Origin of the sequence: Amphritea opalescens (assembly GCF_003957515.1) — a bacterium.
Lineage (GTDB): Bacteria > Pseudomonadota > Gammaproteobacteria > Pseudomonadales > Balneatricaceae > Amphritea > Amphritea opalescens.
In genome coordinates, this window is the sequence record NZ_RQXW01000001.1 from 402,681 (window position 1) to 418,467 (window position 15,787).

General features: G+C 49.9%; 14 protein-coding genes and 2 pseudogenes. 6 read left to right on the top strand and 10 right to left on the bottom strand.

Features of this window, described 5'->3' with window-relative positions:
• Positions 1 to 31 precede the first annotated feature (31 nt).
• The 4 genes from purB to EH243_RS01780 form a co-directional block, all read right to left on the bottom strand.
• Positions 32 to 1,396 (bottom strand): adenylosuccinate lyase, encoded by a 1,365-nt coding sequence (gene purB, locus EH243_RS01765; RefSeq protein ID WP_126156911.1) that lies wholly within the window; start codon positions 1,394 to 1,396, stop codon positions 32 to 34.
• A 105-nt stretch (positions 1,397 to 1,501) separates the two neighbouring features.
• Positions 1,502 to 2,173, bottom strand: coding sequence for a high frequency lysogenization protein HflD (hflD, locus tag EH243_RS01770; RefSeq protein WP_126156912.1), 672 nt, complete (start codon positions 2,171 to 2,173; stop codon positions 1,502 to 1,504).
• An 18-nt stretch (positions 2,174 to 2,191) separates the two neighbouring features.
• Entirely contained in the window at positions 2,192 to 3,304 is a 1,113-nt protein-coding gene (gene mnmA / locus EH243_RS01775; RefSeq protein ID WP_126156913.1) for a tRNA 2-thiouridine(34) synthase MnmA, read from the bottom strand.
• A 71-nt stretch (positions 3,305 to 3,375) separates the two neighbouring features.
• The gene (locus tag EH243_RS01780; RefSeq protein ID WP_126156914.1) at positions 3,376 to 3,834 is read right to left on the bottom strand and encodes an NUDIX hydrolase; all 459 of its coding nucleotides are present in this window, start codon (positions 3,832 to 3,834) and stop codon (positions 3,376 to 3,378) included.
• Positions 3,835 to 3,961: 127 nt separating this feature from the next.
• Between EH243_RS01780 and moaE the strand changes: the two genes are divergently transcribed.
• Positions 3,962 to 4,417: a molybdopterin synthase catalytic subunit MoaE gene (moaE, locus tag EH243_RS01785; RefSeq protein WP_126156915.1), complete on the top strand. Its 456-nt coding sequence runs from the start codon at positions 3,962 to 3,964 to the stop codon at positions 4,415 to 4,417.
• Between the two features lie 6 nt (positions 4,418 to 4,423).
• On the opposite strand, the gene EH243_RS01790 is transcribed toward moaE, so the two are convergent.
• Positions 4,424 to 5,077, bottom strand: coding sequence for a pseudouridine synthase (locus tag EH243_RS01790; RefSeq protein WP_126156916.1), 654 nt, complete (start codon positions 5,075 to 5,077; stop codon positions 4,424 to 4,426).
• 102 nt (positions 5,078 to 5,179) lie between these two features.
• On the opposite strand from EH243_RS01790, the gene icd reads away from it, so the two are divergent.
• Complete coding sequence (gene icd / locus EH243_RS01795) at positions 5,180 to 6,433, top strand: NADP-dependent isocitrate dehydrogenase (RefSeq protein WP_126156917.1); 1,254 nt, start codon at positions 5,180 to 5,182, stop codon at positions 6,431 to 6,433.
• 232 nt (positions 6,434 to 6,665) lie between these two features.
• On the opposite strand, the gene EH243_RS01800 is transcribed toward icd, so the two are convergent.
• A complete protein-coding gene (locus EH243_RS01800) occupies positions 6,666 to 6,902 on the bottom strand; it encodes a cold shock domain-containing protein (protein ID WP_126156918.1) in 237 nt (78 codons plus the stop codon).
• A 243-nt stretch (positions 6,903 to 7,145) separates the two neighbouring features.
• On the opposite strand from EH243_RS01800, the gene clpS reads away from it, so the two are divergent.
• Both clpS and clpA read left to right on the top strand, forming a co-directional pair.
• Positions 7,146 to 7,502, top strand: coding sequence for an ATP-dependent Clp protease adapter ClpS (gene clpS / locus EH243_RS01805; protein WP_126156919.1), 357 nt, complete (start codon positions 7,146 to 7,148; stop codon positions 7,500 to 7,502).
• Between the two features lie 13 nt (positions 7,503 to 7,515).
• Positions 7,516 to 9,774 (top strand): ATP-dependent Clp protease ATP-binding subunit ClpA, encoded by a 2,259-nt coding sequence (clpA, locus tag EH243_RS01810; protein ID WP_126156920.1) that lies wholly within the window; start codon positions 7,516 to 7,518, stop codon positions 9,772 to 9,774.
• Positions 9,775 to 9,838: 64 nt separating this feature from the next.
• Here clpA and infA read toward each other — a convergent pair whose 3' ends face one another.
• From infA to trxB, 4 genes are all read right to left on the bottom strand, one after another.
• Positions 9,839 to 10,057 carry a translation initiation factor IF-1 gene (gene infA / locus EH243_RS01815; RefSeq protein WP_091359137.1) on the bottom strand — a complete coding sequence of 73 codons (219 nt, stop codon included), beginning with the start codon at positions 10,055 to 10,057 and terminating at the stop codon, positions 9,839 to 9,841.
• Positions 10,058 to 10,301: 244 nt separating this feature from the next.
• Positions 10,302 to 11,012, bottom strand: coding sequence for an arginyltransferase (locus tag EH243_RS01820; protein ID WP_126156921.1), 711 nt, complete (start codon positions 11,010 to 11,012; stop codon positions 10,302 to 10,304).
• Complete coding sequence (gene aat / locus EH243_RS01825; protein ID WP_126156922.1) at positions 11,009 to 11,722, bottom strand: leucyl/phenylalanyl-tRNA--protein transferase; 714 nt, start codon at positions 11,720 to 11,722, stop codon at positions 11,009 to 11,011. The genes EH243_RS01820 and aat overlap by 4 nt, the downstream gene beginning before the upstream one ends.
• Complete coding sequence (gene trxB, locus EH243_RS01830; RefSeq protein WP_126156923.1) at positions 11,723 to 12,676, bottom strand: thioredoxin-disulfide reductase; 954 nt, start codon at positions 12,674 to 12,676, stop codon at positions 11,723 to 11,725.
• A 324-nt stretch (positions 12,677 to 13,000) separates the two neighbouring features.
• On the opposite strand from trxB, the pseudogene EH243_RS18850 reads away from it, so the two are divergent.
• Both EH243_RS18850 and EH243_RS18855 read left to right on the top strand, forming a co-directional pair.
• Positions 13,001 to 13,609, top strand: a pseudogene (locus EH243_RS18850) (DNA translocase FtsK 4TM domain-containing protein); the annotation flags it as partial.
• A 696-nt stretch (positions 13,610 to 14,305) separates the two neighbouring features.
• A pseudogene (locus tag EH243_RS18855) lies at positions 14,306 to 15,787 on the top strand (DNA translocase FtsK); the annotation flags it as partial.

Here is a 15,787-nt window from a genome sequence, read left to right on the forward strand (position 1 = left end):
GCTCTGCTTTTTAGTCGTCATCCAGCAGCGTTTAGATCGCTTTAGCTTGATCAACCGCATTGCCGATGTAGCTATGTGGGGTCAATTGCTTTAACTCATCTTTCGCGGCCTGTGGCATATCAAGGGTATCAACAAAGGCCATGATGGTGGCTTTATTCATATCCTGACCACGGGTCAGTGCCTTGAGTTTTTCATAAGGCTCTTCGATGGCATAACGACGCATCACGGTTTGAATAGGTTCAGCGAGGACTTCCCAGCTGTTTTCCAAATCGGCATCCAGGCAAGTTGGGTTCAGCTCTAGTTTGCTGATCCCTTTTAGGCTGGACTGGTAAGCGATAAGGCTGTAACCGAAACCGACACCCATGTTACGCAGGACGGTTGAATCGGTAAGGTCACGCTGCCAGCGGGAAACCGGTAGTTTAGCCGCCAAATGTTGCATCACGGCGTTGGCGATGCCGAGGTTGCCTTCAGAGTTTTCGAAGTCAATCGGGTTAACTTTATGCGGCATAGTGGAAGAGCCCACTTCGCCCGCAATGGTTTTTTGCTTGAAGTAACCCAGAGAGATATAACCCCAGATATCACGATCGAAATCGATGATGATGGTGTTAAAGCGGCATACGGCATCAAACAGTTCAGCAATATAGTCGTGTGGCTCAATCTGTGTCGTATAAGGGTTAAAGGTCAACCCTAGGCTTTCGACAAACTCTTGTGCGTTCTTAGCCCAATCAACATCGGCATAAGCAGACAGGTGGGCGTTATAGTTACCGACAGCACCATTGATCTTGCCTAGCAGCTCAACCTTTTTCAGTTGATTGATTTGGCGTTGTAAACGGTAAGCGGTATTTGCCATCTCTTTACCAACGGTGGTTGGTGAAGCAGTCTGGCCATGGGTGCGAGATAGCATCGGCTGGGTGGCATAAGTACGGCCCAGTTGCGCGATCTCATCGGTGATTTGCTGCATGATCGGCAGCATCAAGTCTTGCCCCTGTTTCAGCATTAAACCGTGGGACAGGTTGTTAATATCTTCAGAGGTGCAGGCAAAGTGAACAAACTCACTGACGGCGGCGAGTTCAGCGTTGTCTGCAATCGACTCTTTAATCAGGTATTCAACCGCTTTCACATCGTGGTTGGTGGTGCGCTCAATCTCTTTTACGCGGTTAGCCTGTGCTTCGCTAAAGTTATCAACCAGCGCGTCAAGCACAGCGTTAGCGGCCGCGCTGAGTGGTGGCACTTCTGTAATTTGCGGGTGTTCGGCAAGTTTCTGCAACCAACGAACTTCGACCGTTACACGGGCGCGAATCAGACCAAACTCGCTGAAGATAGGGCGTAGATCAGCGGTTTTGCTACCGTAACGACCATCAATAGGGGAGATCGCAGAAAGAGACGTAAGATCCATATCGAGTAAATACCTGACTGGGTTAAATTTTGAGGGCGGATTATAGCTAAAATAGGGCCGCAGGGAAAATCTGGCGGCTATTTATTTGTCGCTGCTGAATTAAGACTAGTTGCGACCGGTGATCAGCTTAACGGATGGTCGTAGTCGAGATTTGAAAAATAACAGATGCCAGCGCTTCCCACCGACTTGGCGCCACAGCATCGCAGCCCGAACGCCAGCCAGTAACAGAGCACGAATTTTGGCGGCATTTTCGGCATTTTGTAGATGGCGGGGTTCGCCCGTTACCTGAATGCGAAAGCTGAAGGTGCTCAGCGTATCCTGATAGAGGCTGGCAATGTTAGCGACCACTGTAGGATGCGTGAAAGCGGCGGGATTATCTTTTAAATCGGTGCCTTCTTCAGCGAAATAACGGGCTTGCTGGGTAATCTTGTCGAGCCGTTCACCAATGTTCTGTAACAGGTCAGGCCGTTTATTCAGCTTGCGTTCCAGATGAATAATGCTAAGGCCGTAACGAATCACATCTTTATTCTGCTCGGCTTTGCTTTTGTCGAGTAGTTCATTGAGGCCACGAAACCCCTGACTCAGATTGATCGGCAGGTCATGTACGCCGCCATAGATCTCTTCAGTCGTGTCGGGGTTGGTGACGAAAAGGCTGGCCAATGAGGTTTCGAAACTGTTCTGTGGCACCATACCGCGGGTGGCAATTTGCTCCACCAAACTGGCTGCCTGAAACAGGCCTGCCAGCGCGATAGCTTGTTGATCTTCTGCTCTAGACATATGTGTGAATCGCTCTACTTACGCTTTTCCGGTCGTTTCGATGACACCACCGCCGAGGCAGACTTCATCACAATAGATGACGACTGACTGGCCGGGGGTGACGGCTCGTTGGGGTTGCTCAAATTCGATGCGATAACCGTCACCATCGGCGAATACGGTACAGCCTTGATCGGACTGACGGTATCTAACCTTAGCACGGCAAGTGAGCGGTAGGGTGGGTTTCTCACCACTGATCCAGAAGATATCGCTGGCGGTAAGCCAGTGGCTGAATAATAGTTCATGTTGCTGACCTTGGACCGCGACCAAGACATTACGGTCGAGATCTTTTTCGGCCACAAACCAAGGCTCTTCTGGGTAATCTTTTAAGCCACCGATGCCGAGACCTTGGCGCTGACCAATGGTGTGGTACATCAACCCTTGGTGCTGGCCGATAATATCACCGTCTGGGGTTTCTATATTGCCGGGTTGGGCTGGCAGATACTGTTTCAAGAAGTCGGTGAAACGGCGTTCGCCGATAAAACAGATACCGGTGCTATCTTTCTTGTTGTGGGTAATCAGATCGTGTTGTTCGGCGAGACGGCGAACTTCAGGTTTTTCCAGTTCGCCAACAGGGAAGAGGGTTTGTGACAACTCTTCAGCGCCGACCTGATGCAGAAAGTAACTTTGGTCTTTGTTGTTGTCGAGCCCTTTTAGCAAGGTGGCTTTGCCGTTAGTCTCGCCTCGGCGGACATAGTGACCGGTGGCGATCTTATCGGCGCCTAGCATTTTGGCGTATTCGAGAAAGGCTTTAAATTTAATTTCCCGATTGCAGAGGATATCTGGGTTAGGGGTGCGACCGGCCTTATACTCCTCAAGAAAGTGCTCGAAGACATTATCCCAGTATTCCGCCGCAAAATTAGCGGTGTGCAGCTTGATATTGAGTTTGTCACTCACCGCTTGGGCGTCCGCAAGATCATCCATCGCGGTGCAGTAATCAGTGCCGTCATCTTCATCCCAGTTTTTCATAAACAGGCCTTCCACCTGATACCCCTGTTGCTGCAGTAGCAGGGCTGAAACGGATGAATCCACACCGCCGGACATGCCGACAATGACTTTGGTTGTTGCAGGGGTAGTGTTAGCGGCGTCTGACATGGGAACTGTATATGACCTTAAAACTGACAATGTTTAGTGTATATGCGACCAGAGTCACAGATTTCAATGCTTTAGTGCTGTTCGGGCTCAACGATAACCGATAATGGAAAACGGATACCGGCCAGATAATCATCAATGCAACGGGTGACCATCGGGCTGCGTAGTTGATTCTGCCGCGCGTCGAGCTCGGCACGGCTGAGCCATAGGGCGCGTTCAATCCCGGTATCGAGTGGCCGTGTCGGATCATGGCTGTCGGCTTGGGCTGCAAAACAGTAGCGATGATAGGTGATACCGTTAGCGGGTGCGGTGTAGACATAAATACCAATCAGCGCTGTCGGTGTTACGTGCCAGGCGGTTTCTTCTAAGGTTTCTCTGACCGCCGCCGCGACGAAACTTTCATCTGCTTCGATATGGCCCGCTGGCTGATTAATCACCAGCTGCCCTTGAGAGACTGATTGCTCTTCTACGCAGAGAAATTTGCCATCCTGCTCAATAATGGTTGCCACGGTGGCATGGGGTGTCCAACGCATTTCTCATCCCGTATATTAAGGGCAGATGATCCGCCCATTGAGTTTAACTGCCTGCGATTTACGCAGTGTCCTATGGCGGGCAATCTTACCATTTTTGACCGCATTTGGCTGTATTTTGGAGTGACCTTTGTATAAAGATAGTGTTTCGGTTCAGGTTGAAGATTTTTCCATCGCCCACCTGTGTCAGCAAATCCGGGCTGATGACGTCAGTAATGGCGCGATTGTTACCTTTACCGGTATTGTTCGAGAATTATCGGATGATCCTAAGCTAAAGGCGATGTATCTCGAACATTACCCCGGTATGACGGAGAAAGCCCTCGCCAATATTATCGCTCAGGCGCGTCAACGCTGGACGCTGGGAAATGTAGTGGTGGTGCATCGCATAGGGCATCTGCTGCTGAACGATAATATTGTTTTCGTTGGTGTTGCTAGTGCCCATCGTGTCGCCGCGTTTCAGGCGGCTCAATTTATCATGGATTATCTCAAACGGGATGCACCGTTCTGGAAAAAAGAGATTACTACCGCTGGGGAGTATTGGGTTGAGGCGAAGCAATCAGACCTCGATGCCGCCGATAGTTGGTGAGCGCGCTTAGCGTTGCGGGTTCCGTTTGCCGCGGGGCTTATGTCGATTCGTCGAGCGGTTGCGGCTGGGTTTTTTTGGCTGGGCTTTTTCGCCGCGGGCAAGGGCTGGGGCCGCAGGGAGTTCAACCTGTTCTGTGCGATATTCCCCCGGCTTAAGCTGTTCTAATGACCAGTTACCGATCGCTGCGCGGATCAGCCTGAGTGTTGGAAAACCGACGGCAGCAGTCATGCGTCTGACCTGGCGGTTTTTACCTTCGCTAATTTTAAGCTCTACCCAGCTGGTCGGTTGGTTTTGCCGTTGCCGTATCGGCGGCGTGCGTGGCCAGATTGAGGGTTCGGGGATTTTTTTCGCCTTGGCTGGGCGAGTCACGCCATCCTTTAATGTGACCCCTTTGCGCAACTGCGAGAGCGCGTGGTCATCGATATCACCTTCAACCTGCGCCCAGTAGGTTTTTTCAAGTTTAAACTTGGGGTCGGCTAAACGGTGCTGTAGCTGGCCGTTGTCGGTCAGAATTAGCAGACCTTCAGAATCATAATCGAGCCGTCCCGCCGCATAAACACCTTTACGCTTAATATAATCCCCGAGAGTGGGGCGGCCTTCACTGTCGGTAAACTGGGTGAGTACCTGAAACGGTTTGTTGAACAAGATTATTTCTGACATTAGACTTTTCCGACAGGTCATCTGAATTGAACGGGCAGGCAGGTTATCAGCGTCTATACTGTGTCTGCAAGGTCAGAGTCTTAGAAAATGTTGGAGCAGAAAATGGCATACAAAAAAATCACGGTGCCTGAGGGCAGTAAGATTACAGTGAATGATGATTACTCGCTGAATGTCCCAGACCATCCCATTATTCCGTATATCGAAGGCGATGGTATTGGTGTTGATGTTTCGCCGGTGATGCTAGAGGTCGTCGATGCCGCCGTCAGTAAAGCCTATGCGGGAACGCGTAAAATTGCTTGGATGGAGGTCTATGCAGGCGAAAAAGCCACCGCGGTCTATGATCAGGATACCTGGCTGCCAGAAGAGACGATGAACGCTTTCAAAGAGTTTGCGGTGGGTATCAAAGGGCCGCTGACGACACCGGTGGGCGGTGGTATTCGCTCGCTGAATGTGGCGCTACGTCAGGAACTAGATCTGTATGTGTGCCAGCGTCCTGTCCGTTGGTTTACAGGGGTGCCTAGCCCCGTCAAACATCCCGGTGATGTGGATATGGTGATCTATCGGGAAAATTCCGAAGATATCTATGCCGGTATTGAGTGGCAGGCGGGCAGCCCAGAGGCCGACAAGGTGATTCGGTTTCTAAAAGAGGAGATGGGCGTTACTAAAATTCGCTTTGATACCCAGTGTGGTATTGGTATCAAGCCGGTCTCGGAGGCGGGAACAAAGCGGTTAGTCAGACGAGCGCTCCAATATGCCATCGATAATGACCGTGAATCCCTGACCTTAGTGCATAAGGGCAACATCATGAAGTTTACCGAGGGTGCTTTTAAGGATTGGGGCTATGAGGTCGCTAAAGATGAGTTTGGTGCGCAGCCACTCAACGGTGGGCCTTGGATGAGCTTTGTTAATCCGAATAATGGCAAGCAGATCGTGGTAAAGGATGTCATCGCTGATGCGATGCTGCAGCAGATTTTACTGCGTCCGGCTGAATATGATGTGGTCGCCACGCTTAACCTGAATGGTGATTATATTTCCGATGCTTTAGCGGCTGAAGTGGGTGGGATTGGTATTGCCCCTGGGGCGAACTTATCAGATAAGGTCGCTATTTTTGAGGCGACTCACGGTACGGCACCAAAATATGCGGGTAAAGACAAAGTGAATCCGGGTTCGATCATTCTCTCTGCCGAAATGATGCTGCGGCATATGGGTTGGCTTGAAGCGGCCGATTTGATCATTAAGGGGGTAGAAGGCGCTATTGCGGCTAAGACCGTGACCTATGACTTTGAACGTTTGATGGAGGGGGCTCAGTTACTTAGCTGCTCAGCCTTTGGTAAGGCGATTGTTAAGCATATGTGAGTGTCGCTGTTTTGCGGAGCACGCTTTTAGGTTGCCTGCATTAGCTGATGTTGAGGTATTTAGCGGTATTGAGTAGAGGCATTAAAGAGAGGGCTTACAACAAGAACTTATAACAAGAGCTCATAACAAGAGAAAGGCAGTACATCTGCCTTTCTCTAATTTTTACAATCAATGTGCAGTGCGGTCACTGCAAACTCCCACGTCGACAGACTGGGAGTCTGGGTCTGTCCTATCAGCTGAACTCCTTTACTTCTTCTTCCGGCACTGTTAACAATCGAATGTTAACCGCATGTATCCCTTTAGGGCCGGGGGTTGTGTCAAACTCAACCGCCTGTCCTGCTTTTAGGCTCTTATAACCTTCTGACTGAATGACAGAATAGTGAGCAAATAAATCTTCGTCAAAATCCGGTGAAACAATAAAGCCAAAACCTTTAGCATTATTGAACCATTTGACTTTCCCTGTGTGCATTGGCATCCCCCCAATATCCGAATTACTTCGACCTGAACGACTCTAGGCCTGTTGCCACGACAAACTCTCTTGTTACAATGCTCAGACAAGAGAAAATGCCTGTAGTTAAAATGCAGGGACATCCGATACAACACATACTCTTAACTCCTGCAGATACATTATAGCATTAGGCTGGAGAGCCTATCGGGTATGGTTTGCCCATAATGGGATGTAAATAATTGATTCTTCTTTCAGAGATATGATATGTGGCAAGTAGTTTGTGATATAAAACTTTCAGGTGAGCCAGATGATTTTGCTGACCACAATGATACCGGTGTCGTAACGGAGGAGGCGAAGCCTGAGTTAAAAAGGCCTTCGATGTATCGGGTGGTATTGCTAAATGACGACTATACTCCAATGGATTTCGTTATTCAGGTTCTGATGGGGTTCTTTGGTATGAATCAGGAAAAAGCGACACAAGTGATGTTAGCAGTCCATACTCAAGGTAAAGGTGTGTGCGGTGTGTTTACCCGCGATGTGGCAGATACGAAAGCTGCCTTAGTTAATCAATGTGCCAGAGAGAATCAACATCCTCTTCTGTGTGACGTAGAACAAGCCTAGCGGAGCGTTAAGTATGTTAAATAAAGAGCTTGAAGATACGCTTAGCATTGCCTTTAAAAATGCGCGCGCTAAGCGACATGAATTTATGACCGTTGAGCATCTGCTATTAGCGTTGCTTGATAATACAGAGGCCCGTGCGGTATTAGATGCCTGTGCGGTCGATCTCGATAAGATGAGGCAGTTGCTGAGTACTTTTATTGACGATACGACGCCACTGTTGCCAGACAATATTCCCGATGCCGAAACGCAGCCAACGCTGGGCTTTCAGCGAGTCTTGCAGCGGGCGGTGTTTCATGTGCAGTCATCGGGTCGTGCTGAGGTGAATGGGGCCAATGTCTTGGTCGCCATTTTTAGTGAACAGGAAAGTCATGCGGTCTATGTGCTGAATCAGCAAGGTATCGAGCGGATCGATGTCGTTAATTATATTTCTCATGGGATCTCTCGGGTTGAGGAAGACGATAGTCGCCCGGCGGATGAAGGGTTGCTAGAAGGCGAGCCTGCGGCAGAGAAAGAGAAGAGCCCCTTGGCTAACTTTGCCGTTAATCTTAATGAGCAGGCAAAGGCAGGGCGTATCGATCCGCTCGTTGGTCGTCATTCGGAGGTTGAGCGGGTCGTGCAGATACTCTCTCGGCGTCGTAAAAACAACCCGTTGCTGGTCGGTGAAGCTGGGGTGGGTAAAACGGCGATTGCGGAAGGCCTAGCTAAGCTGATCGTTGAAGGGGAGGTGCCGGATGTTATTGCAGAGAGCATTGTCTATTCTCTCGATCTGGGCGCATTGCTAGCCGGTACTAAGTATCGAGGCGACTTCGAAAAACGCCTGAAAGGGCTTTTGAATGAGATTAAGGAGCAGGAGCACGCGATCCTGTTTATTGATGAAATTCATACCATTATCGGTGCTGGTGCAGCATCCGGTGGTTCAATGGATGCATCGAATCTGCTGAAACCTCTGTTAAGTTCTGGCCAGTTACGCTGTATTGGTTCGACAACCTTTCAGGAGTTTCGTGGCATTTTTGAAAAAGATCGGGCGCTGGCCCGTCGCTTTCAAAAAGTGGATGTCTTGGAGCCTTCCGTTGATGACACCTATCGAATCCTGCAAGGGCTGAAGAGTCGTTTCGAAGATCATCACCATGTGACCTATACCGATGAGGCTTTACGAGCGGCCGCTGAAATGGCTGATCGTTATATCAATGATAAGCATATGCCGGACAAAGCGATCGATGTAATCGATGAAGCTGGGGCTTATCAGCAGCTGGTATCGTTAGAAGAGCGTAACTCGGTGATCGATGTGGCTGAAGTTGAGATCGTGGTGGCTAAGATTGCCCGAATTCCGGCTAAGAGCGTTTCCGTCTCGGATAAAGAGCAGCTGAAGAAGCTCGATAGTAACCTTAAAATGGTTGTGCTGGGGCAGGATGAAGCGATCAATACCCTATCAGCGGCGATTAAGCTGTCCCGTGCGGGTCTTAATGAACCGAATAAGCCGGTTGGATCTTTCCTGTTTGCTGGCCCGACAGGGGTGGGTAAAACCGAGGTGACCAGTCAGCTTGCTCGGATTATGGGGATTGAGCTGATTCGCTTCGATATGTCGGAGTATATGGAGCGTCACACGGTCTCACGGCTCATTGGTGCGCCTCCTGGCTATGTCGGCTATGATCAGGGTGGTTTGCTGACTGAGGCGGTTACTAAGTCGCCTCATGCGGTATTGCTGCTAGATGAGATTGAGAAAGCTCATCCAGAAGTCTTTAATCTATTGCTGCAGGTGATGGATAACGGCACCCTGACCGACAACAATGGTCGTAAAGCTGATTTCCGTAACGTGATACTGGTGATGACAACCAATGCCGGTATCGAGCAGATGACCCGCGCATCGATTGGCTTTAGTCATCAAGATCATACAACGGATGGTATGGAGGCGATTAAAAAGCTCTTTACGCCGGAGTTTCGTAACCGTTTGGATGGCATTATTCAGTTTAAAGCGCTGTCGCCAGAAGTGATTACCGGTGTGGTTGATAAGTTCTTAACCGAGTTGCAGGCACAATTGGATGACAAGAATGTTGTGCTGAACATCGATAATGCCGCCCGTCAGTGGTTTGCTGATAACGGTTATGATGCCAACATGGGGGCTCGGCCAATGAAACGCTTGATTCAGGAAAAGCTGAAAAAGCCGTTAGCCGAAATGATTCTGTTTGGTGAGCTTGCCGATGAAGGGGGTGAGGTGGATATCACCGTTAACGCGGATAATGATATTGAGATTCATGCGGAGGTGGCGGTTTGACCGTCATCACGCAAAAATGAGATATAAAAAAAGCGACCCTTGGGTCGCTTTTTTTATAAGCTGCTTACCGTGCGCGGTAAGTGATACGGCCTTTAGTCAGGTCGTAAGGTGTTAATTCAACCTTAACCTTATCACCGGTCAGGATGCGGATATAGTTTTTGCGCATCTTGCCAGAGATGTGCGCTGTAACAACATGACCGTTTTCCAGTTCTACCCGGAACATTGTGTTAGGCAGTGTGTCGGTCACAACGCCTTCCATTTCAAAGCTGTCTTCTTTAGACATTCAGTACCTACCTAAGTTGATTAGTTGCAATACTACATTTTGCAGCGCAGTATTTTGCCTTATTTTGTTAATTATATCAAAGAGATTTGCCGGATTTAATCAAGTAATCGCCAAAACGGGTTAGAACTTATATGGATCAGCCGGGTGTTGCTAGCAGAATCATAAGGTGAATGCCGCGATAATAGTCCTTTGTGACGCAGCCTTACAGCGCGCTGGCGATGTTTTGTGACGCTGAGTTATCGAGTCAGTCGACAACAACCCATTGTCCGTTAAGCAGCATCTCAAGGGGCGTATAAGCGATTTTATAGGACATCTTCTGGCACTCCTGTATCCAATAGCCGAGATAAAGATACTCCAGTTCTAATCGCTGCACCTCTTTAAGTTGCCAAAGAATTGCGTAACTGCCCAAACTGCGTGACGCCTCTTGTGGATCAAAAAAGGTATAAATAGCCGACAAACCCTGCACCAAGTAATCGGTGACGGCTAGCGCGACAAGTTTGCCACTCGGGTCGCGAAATTCGTAAAAGCAGCCTTTCTGTTCACCTTCAATCAGAAAAGCGCTGAACTGTTCCGGTGTCGGTGGATACATATCACCATCACTGTGACGAGCATTGATATAACGCTCATAGAGTGAGTAATACTCATCGGTGAACTGTGGCGGGGCGGTGGTCACCTGCAGATCTTTGTTTTTATTAATAATACGCTTCTGGCTTTTGCTTGGAGAGAATTCTCGAGCATTGACCCGTACAGAGATGCAGGCCTGACAGTTGCTGCAGTAGGGGCGATAGATATGCTTGCCGCTGCGGCGAAAGCCTAAGTCAGATAGCTGACTGTAGGCGTCAAAATTAATGACTTCCTGAGGGTCAACAAATAGCGTTTTGGCTTCCAGCCCTTCGAGATAACTACACTCGTGTTCCGGTGTCGCATAAAAATGCAGGGTTCTCAGATTACTCACTCAGTTCGTACCACGTCTTCTTTATCAATATCAAACTGCCACGGATGATCCAATGTCGTGGTCAGGTGTTGTGCTAGATATTGTTGAAATTCGATTCTGGGAATGCACTGGGCACCCAGACTGGTCAGGTGACTATTTTCAACCTGACAATCAATTAAAGCATAGCCCCATTTTTGCAGCTGCTTAGCGAAGTAGGCAAATGCGATTTTTGAGCTGTTGGTCGAACGACTAAACATCGATTCACCAAAAAACAACCGCCCCATGGCAATGCCGTAAAGACCACCAGTGAGTTCGCCGTTTTGCCATAGCTCTACCGAATGGGCAACGCCCCGTTGATGCAGGTCGATATAAGCGTTCTGTATCGGCGTGCTGATCCAGGTGTCTTCGCTATAGTTTCTTGGTGCTGCACAAGCTTTGATGACATCACTAAATGCTTGATCAAAGCTGATGTCAAACGCCGTATGACGAATCGCTTTGCGCAAACTTTTTGAGATGTGAACCTGTTCCGGCACCAAGGTGCAACGGGGATCGGGCGACCACCACAAAATGGGCTCGCCGGGGTTGAACCAAGGAAATATTCCTTGTCGATAGGCGGCTATTAGTCGTTCAGCACTGAGATCCCCGCCGGCGGCTAGCAAACCATTAGGGTCGTCTAGCGCCTGACTAATTGGGGGAAATGCAGTGCTGTTTGGGTCTAACCAAGGCAGCATTTAGGCTTGATCATCCAGATAACGCTCGGCATCCAGTGCGGCCATGCAGCCAAAGCCTGCTGAGGTAATCGCCTGACGGTAGATATGATCAGCCACATCGCCGGCGGCAAAGACGCCTTCAATCGATGTTTGTGTCGCATTACCATGGGTGCCTGTTTGAATGCTAAGGTAGCCATTTTCCATCGCAAGTTGATCACCAAAGATCTCTGTATTCGGTTTATGGCCGATGGCAATAAAGACGCCTTGCAGTTCCAGTGTTTGCATAGCGTCATCTTCAGTGCTCTTGATGCGGATGCCGGTGACGCCCATATCATCGCCTAACACTTCATCAAGCTGGTGATTCCAAATAATATTGATATTGCCATTTTTGGCCCGCTCAAAAAGCTTATCTTGCAGGATTTTCTCTGAGCGTAGCGAGTCACGACGGTGAATCAGGGTGACTTCAGCAGCGATGTTCGATAGGTAGAGCGCTTCTTCGACAGCGGTATTGCCGCCACCGATAACCGCCACTTTTTGGCCACGGTAGAAGAAACCATCACAGGTCGCGCAGGCGCTCACGCCTTTGCCCATAAAGGCTTCTTCCGATGGCAAACCGATATACTGGGCAGATGCGCCGGTACAGATAATCAAAGCATCGCAGGTATATTCCGCCATATCGCCTTTTAGACGAAAAGGGCGGTTCTGTAGATCGGTTTCACTGATATGATCAAAGATAACTTTGGTGTCGAAGCGTTCGGCATGGGCTTGCATTCGCTGCATTAGCTCGGGGCCCTGTACGCCATCGACATCTCCAGGCCAGTTATCGACATCAGTGGTGGTGGTTAACTGGCCACCGGCTTGCATACCGGTGATCACGATAGGGTTCAGATTGGCGCGGGCCGCGTATACTGCAGCAGTGTAGCCAGCGGGGCCGGACCCAAGGATAATTAATTTATGGTGCTGTGTTTCGCTCATGATTCGTTCTCTGTTCACGCATGGTATTGAGGGCTAATATTGACGCCTCATCTTGAGGTCTATTATTGAGATCTATTATGCCCCTTTAGCGAGGCGGACAAAACAGGGATTGAGGTTGAATTTTTTAACTTGCTGCGGGTCTGAGAGGGTTTGTCCCTTTTTAAATCATATCTGACAGGATAATTAGCCCTGTTGTAGCACTAAATAGCGCCTAGGATTGTTCAGTTCCTGCTCAGTCTGAGGGGGTATGCTGAATAAAGCGGGTAAAAGTCCGCTTTGTGTCTGGGGAGTAGGGCCTAAATATGTTATTTTTCAGGCCATTTTATGGATAGTTGTAAGGATATTTTCTTGTCGCATCGTAGCCAAACAGATAGAAACCAGACTCGAAGCCAAGCTAAGAGTCATGATGCGGGCGTTAAAGCCCGTTCGGGAGAGGACAAAATCGTCTCTTTTTCTGATCTACTCGCACGGATTGCAAAAGAGGGCGGACTGATTCTAGTGATCGGTTTCGCGCTTTTTTTGCAGTTGGCGCTGTTTGGCTATGATCATCGGGACCCAGGCTGGTCCCATTTGGGTTATCAACCGCTGGCGCATAATTTCACAGGGCTGGTGGGTGCTTGGTTAGCTGATCTGGCGTTGTCGATATTTGGTGTGGCCGCTTGGCTGATCCCGTTGATGTTGTTGATTCCGGCTATTCGCTTTATGTTACGCCGCGGTATCTCTTTATTGGATGGCATCCCTTTTATGATGCTGCGCTTTACGGGGGCCGTATTGTTGTTGCTCTGTCTGGCGACGTTTGCTGCGATTCACCTCTCGAATGCTGCAGGGCATCTGCCGTTTAGTATGGGGGGGCTGGTCGGCCAAGCGTTGGCTGATGTTGCGGTCTCTTTGTTTAGTCTGATCGGTAGTTCCATTGTGTTGGCCACGGCGATGCTGTTTGGTATGACTCTGATGTTTGAACTGTCTTGGTCTCAGTTACTCGAGCGGTTAGGTCGCAGTTTGTTTGCATTAGTGCATCGAGTTAAGACTAAAGCTCAGCCGCGTGAACCTGAACATCAACGTGAATATCAACGCGAAAGAGTAACACCCGTTTCTGACCCCTATGCGGCGGCGGATGAAGAGAAACGGCATCTGCTGCGTGCGGCAGCCCGTCATGGCGTTGCAGCCGACGCGGTACAGGCGGATGCGGCGACCGTTAGTGCGCTACAGGTACCGAATGTGCGGCGAGAGCCGGTATTTGAACAGCCAGTCGAGCAGCCTCCGGCTTATGAGCCATTGGCTGAACCTGCGGTGGAGTGGGAACATTACGATGTTGACCAGTTAAGCTCTGTCGAGAGAGGGCAGGATATTCCGCTGGTCACTGAACGTGCCGACCAAGAGTTTGCTAATCCAACAGATGTACCTCAGCGTCCCGTTGCTGCGCCTCAGCAGGAGGTACAGCACAACGCTGCGCCGCGTACGGCTCGGTCACCAGTTGAGCCGATACCTGCTCAACAAGCTGCGGAGATGGATCGTAAAGGCGTCAAAGTGGTGCCTTTATCGGAAGCCCACACGCCGATGAAAGATAGCGAGCTCGGACTTGATCATCAATCGCAGGCGGTTGTGCGCCGAGAGCCTCGTCGACGTATTCCTTCATTGGATCTGCTGGATCCGCCTGAACTGAAACAGGGGCACTGCTACAGTGATGAGCAGCTCGAAGATATGTCCCGCTTGTTAGAGAGTAAGCTGAAAGATTTCGGCATTGTCGCCGAGGTTGTAGAGGTCAATCCTGGGCCGGTAATTACTCGTTTTGAGATGCAGCCCGCTCCCGGCGTGAAAGCCAGTCGAATCACCAATTTGGCCCGCGATTTAGCGCGTTCCATGGCGGTCATGAGTGTCCGGGTGGTGGAAGTCATTCCGGGTAAATCGGTGATCGGGATTGAAATTCCGAACGAAGAGCGCCAGATGGTTCGCCTCAGCGAAGTGCTCAACTCAAAACCCTATAAAGAAGCGTCTTCTAAGTTAACCTTGGGGCTTGGTAATGATATTGCCGGTAACCCAGTGGTGGCCAATTTGGCCAAGATGCCTCACTTATTGGTGGCGGGTACCACAGGTTCTGGTAAGTCGGTGGGTGTTAATGCGATGCTGCTGAGCTTGCTCTTCAAAGCAACGCCGGACGAAGTTCGCCTGATGCTGGTTGACCCGAAAATGCTAGAGCTCTCGGTCTATGAAGGCGTGCCTCATCTGTTGGCGCCGGTTATTACCGATATGAAAGAAGCCGCGGGTGGATTGCGCTGGTGTGTGGCTGAGATGGAACGTCGCTATAAGCTCATGTCGAAAATGGGCGTGCGGAATATCGCGGGCTATAACGATAAGGTCAAAGCGGCCCGCAATAAAGGTGAGCCTTTGCTTGATCCGCTCTGGAATCCAGAAGAGATGGGCTTGCCGGCGGATGCGCCAGCACCTTACCTGGAAACATTGCCCTATATCGTCGTTTGTATCGATGAATTTGCCGATATGATCATGGTTGTCGGCAAGAAAGTAGAAGAGTTGATCGCCCGAATTGCTCAGAAAGCGCGGGCGGCGGGTATTCACCTTATTCTCGCGACTCAGCGCCCCTCTGTGGACGTTATTACTGGTTTGATTAAGGCTAACATCCCGACACGTATCGGCTTTCAGGTCTCCTCTAAGATCGACTCCCGCACGGTGCTAGATCAGAGTGGTGCTGAACACCTACTCGGTAACGGTGATATGCTCTATCTGCCCGCGGGTAGTAGTCTGCCTAACCGAGTACATGGCGCCTTTGTCAGTGATGATGAAGTCCATCGCGTGGTCGAGGCTTGGAAGAAGCTCGGTGCTCCTGAATACCTGATCTCAGACCTGTCTGAAGTGGTTGAAGGCGCCGGCATGATGGGCGAGAGTGATGATGAGCAAGATGCGCTCTATGATGAAGCGGTTGCCTTTGTGACACAAACCCGTAAAGCGTCGATCTCTTCAGTACAGCGTAAGCTTAAGATTGGCTATAACCGGGCTGCCCGGATGATTGAATCAATGGAAGCGGCGGGGGTTGTTTCTACCGCTAGCCACAACGGTGCCCGTGAAGTGCTGGCACCACCACCGCCTAAGGATTAA

What these genes read in the sequence shown, in the direction of transcription:
- purB (WP_126156911.1), bottom strand. Translation starts at nt 1,396, where the DNA reads ATGGATCTTACGTCTCTTTCTGCGATCTCCCCTATTGATGGTCGTTAC.
- hflD (WP_126156912.1), bottom strand. Translation starts at nt 2,173, where the DNA reads ATGTCTAGAGCAGAAGATCAACAAGCTATCGCGCTGGCAGGCCTGTTT.
- mnmA (WP_126156913.1), bottom strand. Translation starts at nt 3,304, where the DNA reads ATGTCAGACGCCGCTAACACTACCCCTGCAACAACCAAAGTCATTGTC.
- EH243_RS01780 (WP_126156914.1), bottom strand. Translation starts at nt 3,834, where the DNA reads ATGCGTTGGACACCCCATGCCACCGTGGCAACCATTATTGAGCAGGAT.
- EH243_RS01790 (WP_126156916.1), bottom strand. Translation starts at nt 5,077, where the DNA reads ATGTCAGAAATAATCTTGTTCAACAAACCGTTTCAGGTACTCACCCAG.
- icd (WP_126156917.1), top strand. Translation starts at nt 5,180, where the DNA reads ATGGCATACAAAAAAATCACGGTGCCTGAGGGCAGTAAGATTACAGTG.
- EH243_RS01800 (WP_126156918.1), bottom strand. Translation starts at nt 6,902, where the DNA reads ATGCACACAGGGAAAGTCAAATGGTTCAATAATGCTAAAGGTTTTGGC.
- clpS (WP_126156919.1), top strand. Translation starts at nt 7,146, where the DNA reads ATGTGGCAAGTAGTTTGTGATATAAAACTTTCAGGTGAGCCAGATGAT.
- clpA (WP_126156920.1), top strand. Translation starts at nt 7,516, where the DNA reads ATGTTAAATAAAGAGCTTGAAGATACGCTTAGCATTGCCTTTAAAAAT.
- infA (WP_091359137.1), bottom strand. Translation starts at nt 10,057, where the DNA reads ATGTCTAAAGAAGACAGCTTTGAAATGGAAGGCGTTGTGACCGACACA.
- aat (WP_126156922.1), bottom strand. Translation starts at nt 11,722, where the DNA reads ATGCTGCCTTGGTTAGACCCAAACAGCACTGCATTTCCCCCAATTAGT.
- trxB (WP_126156923.1), bottom strand. Translation starts at nt 12,676, where the DNA reads ATGAGCGAAACACAGCACCATAAATTAATTATCCTTGGGTCCGGCCCC.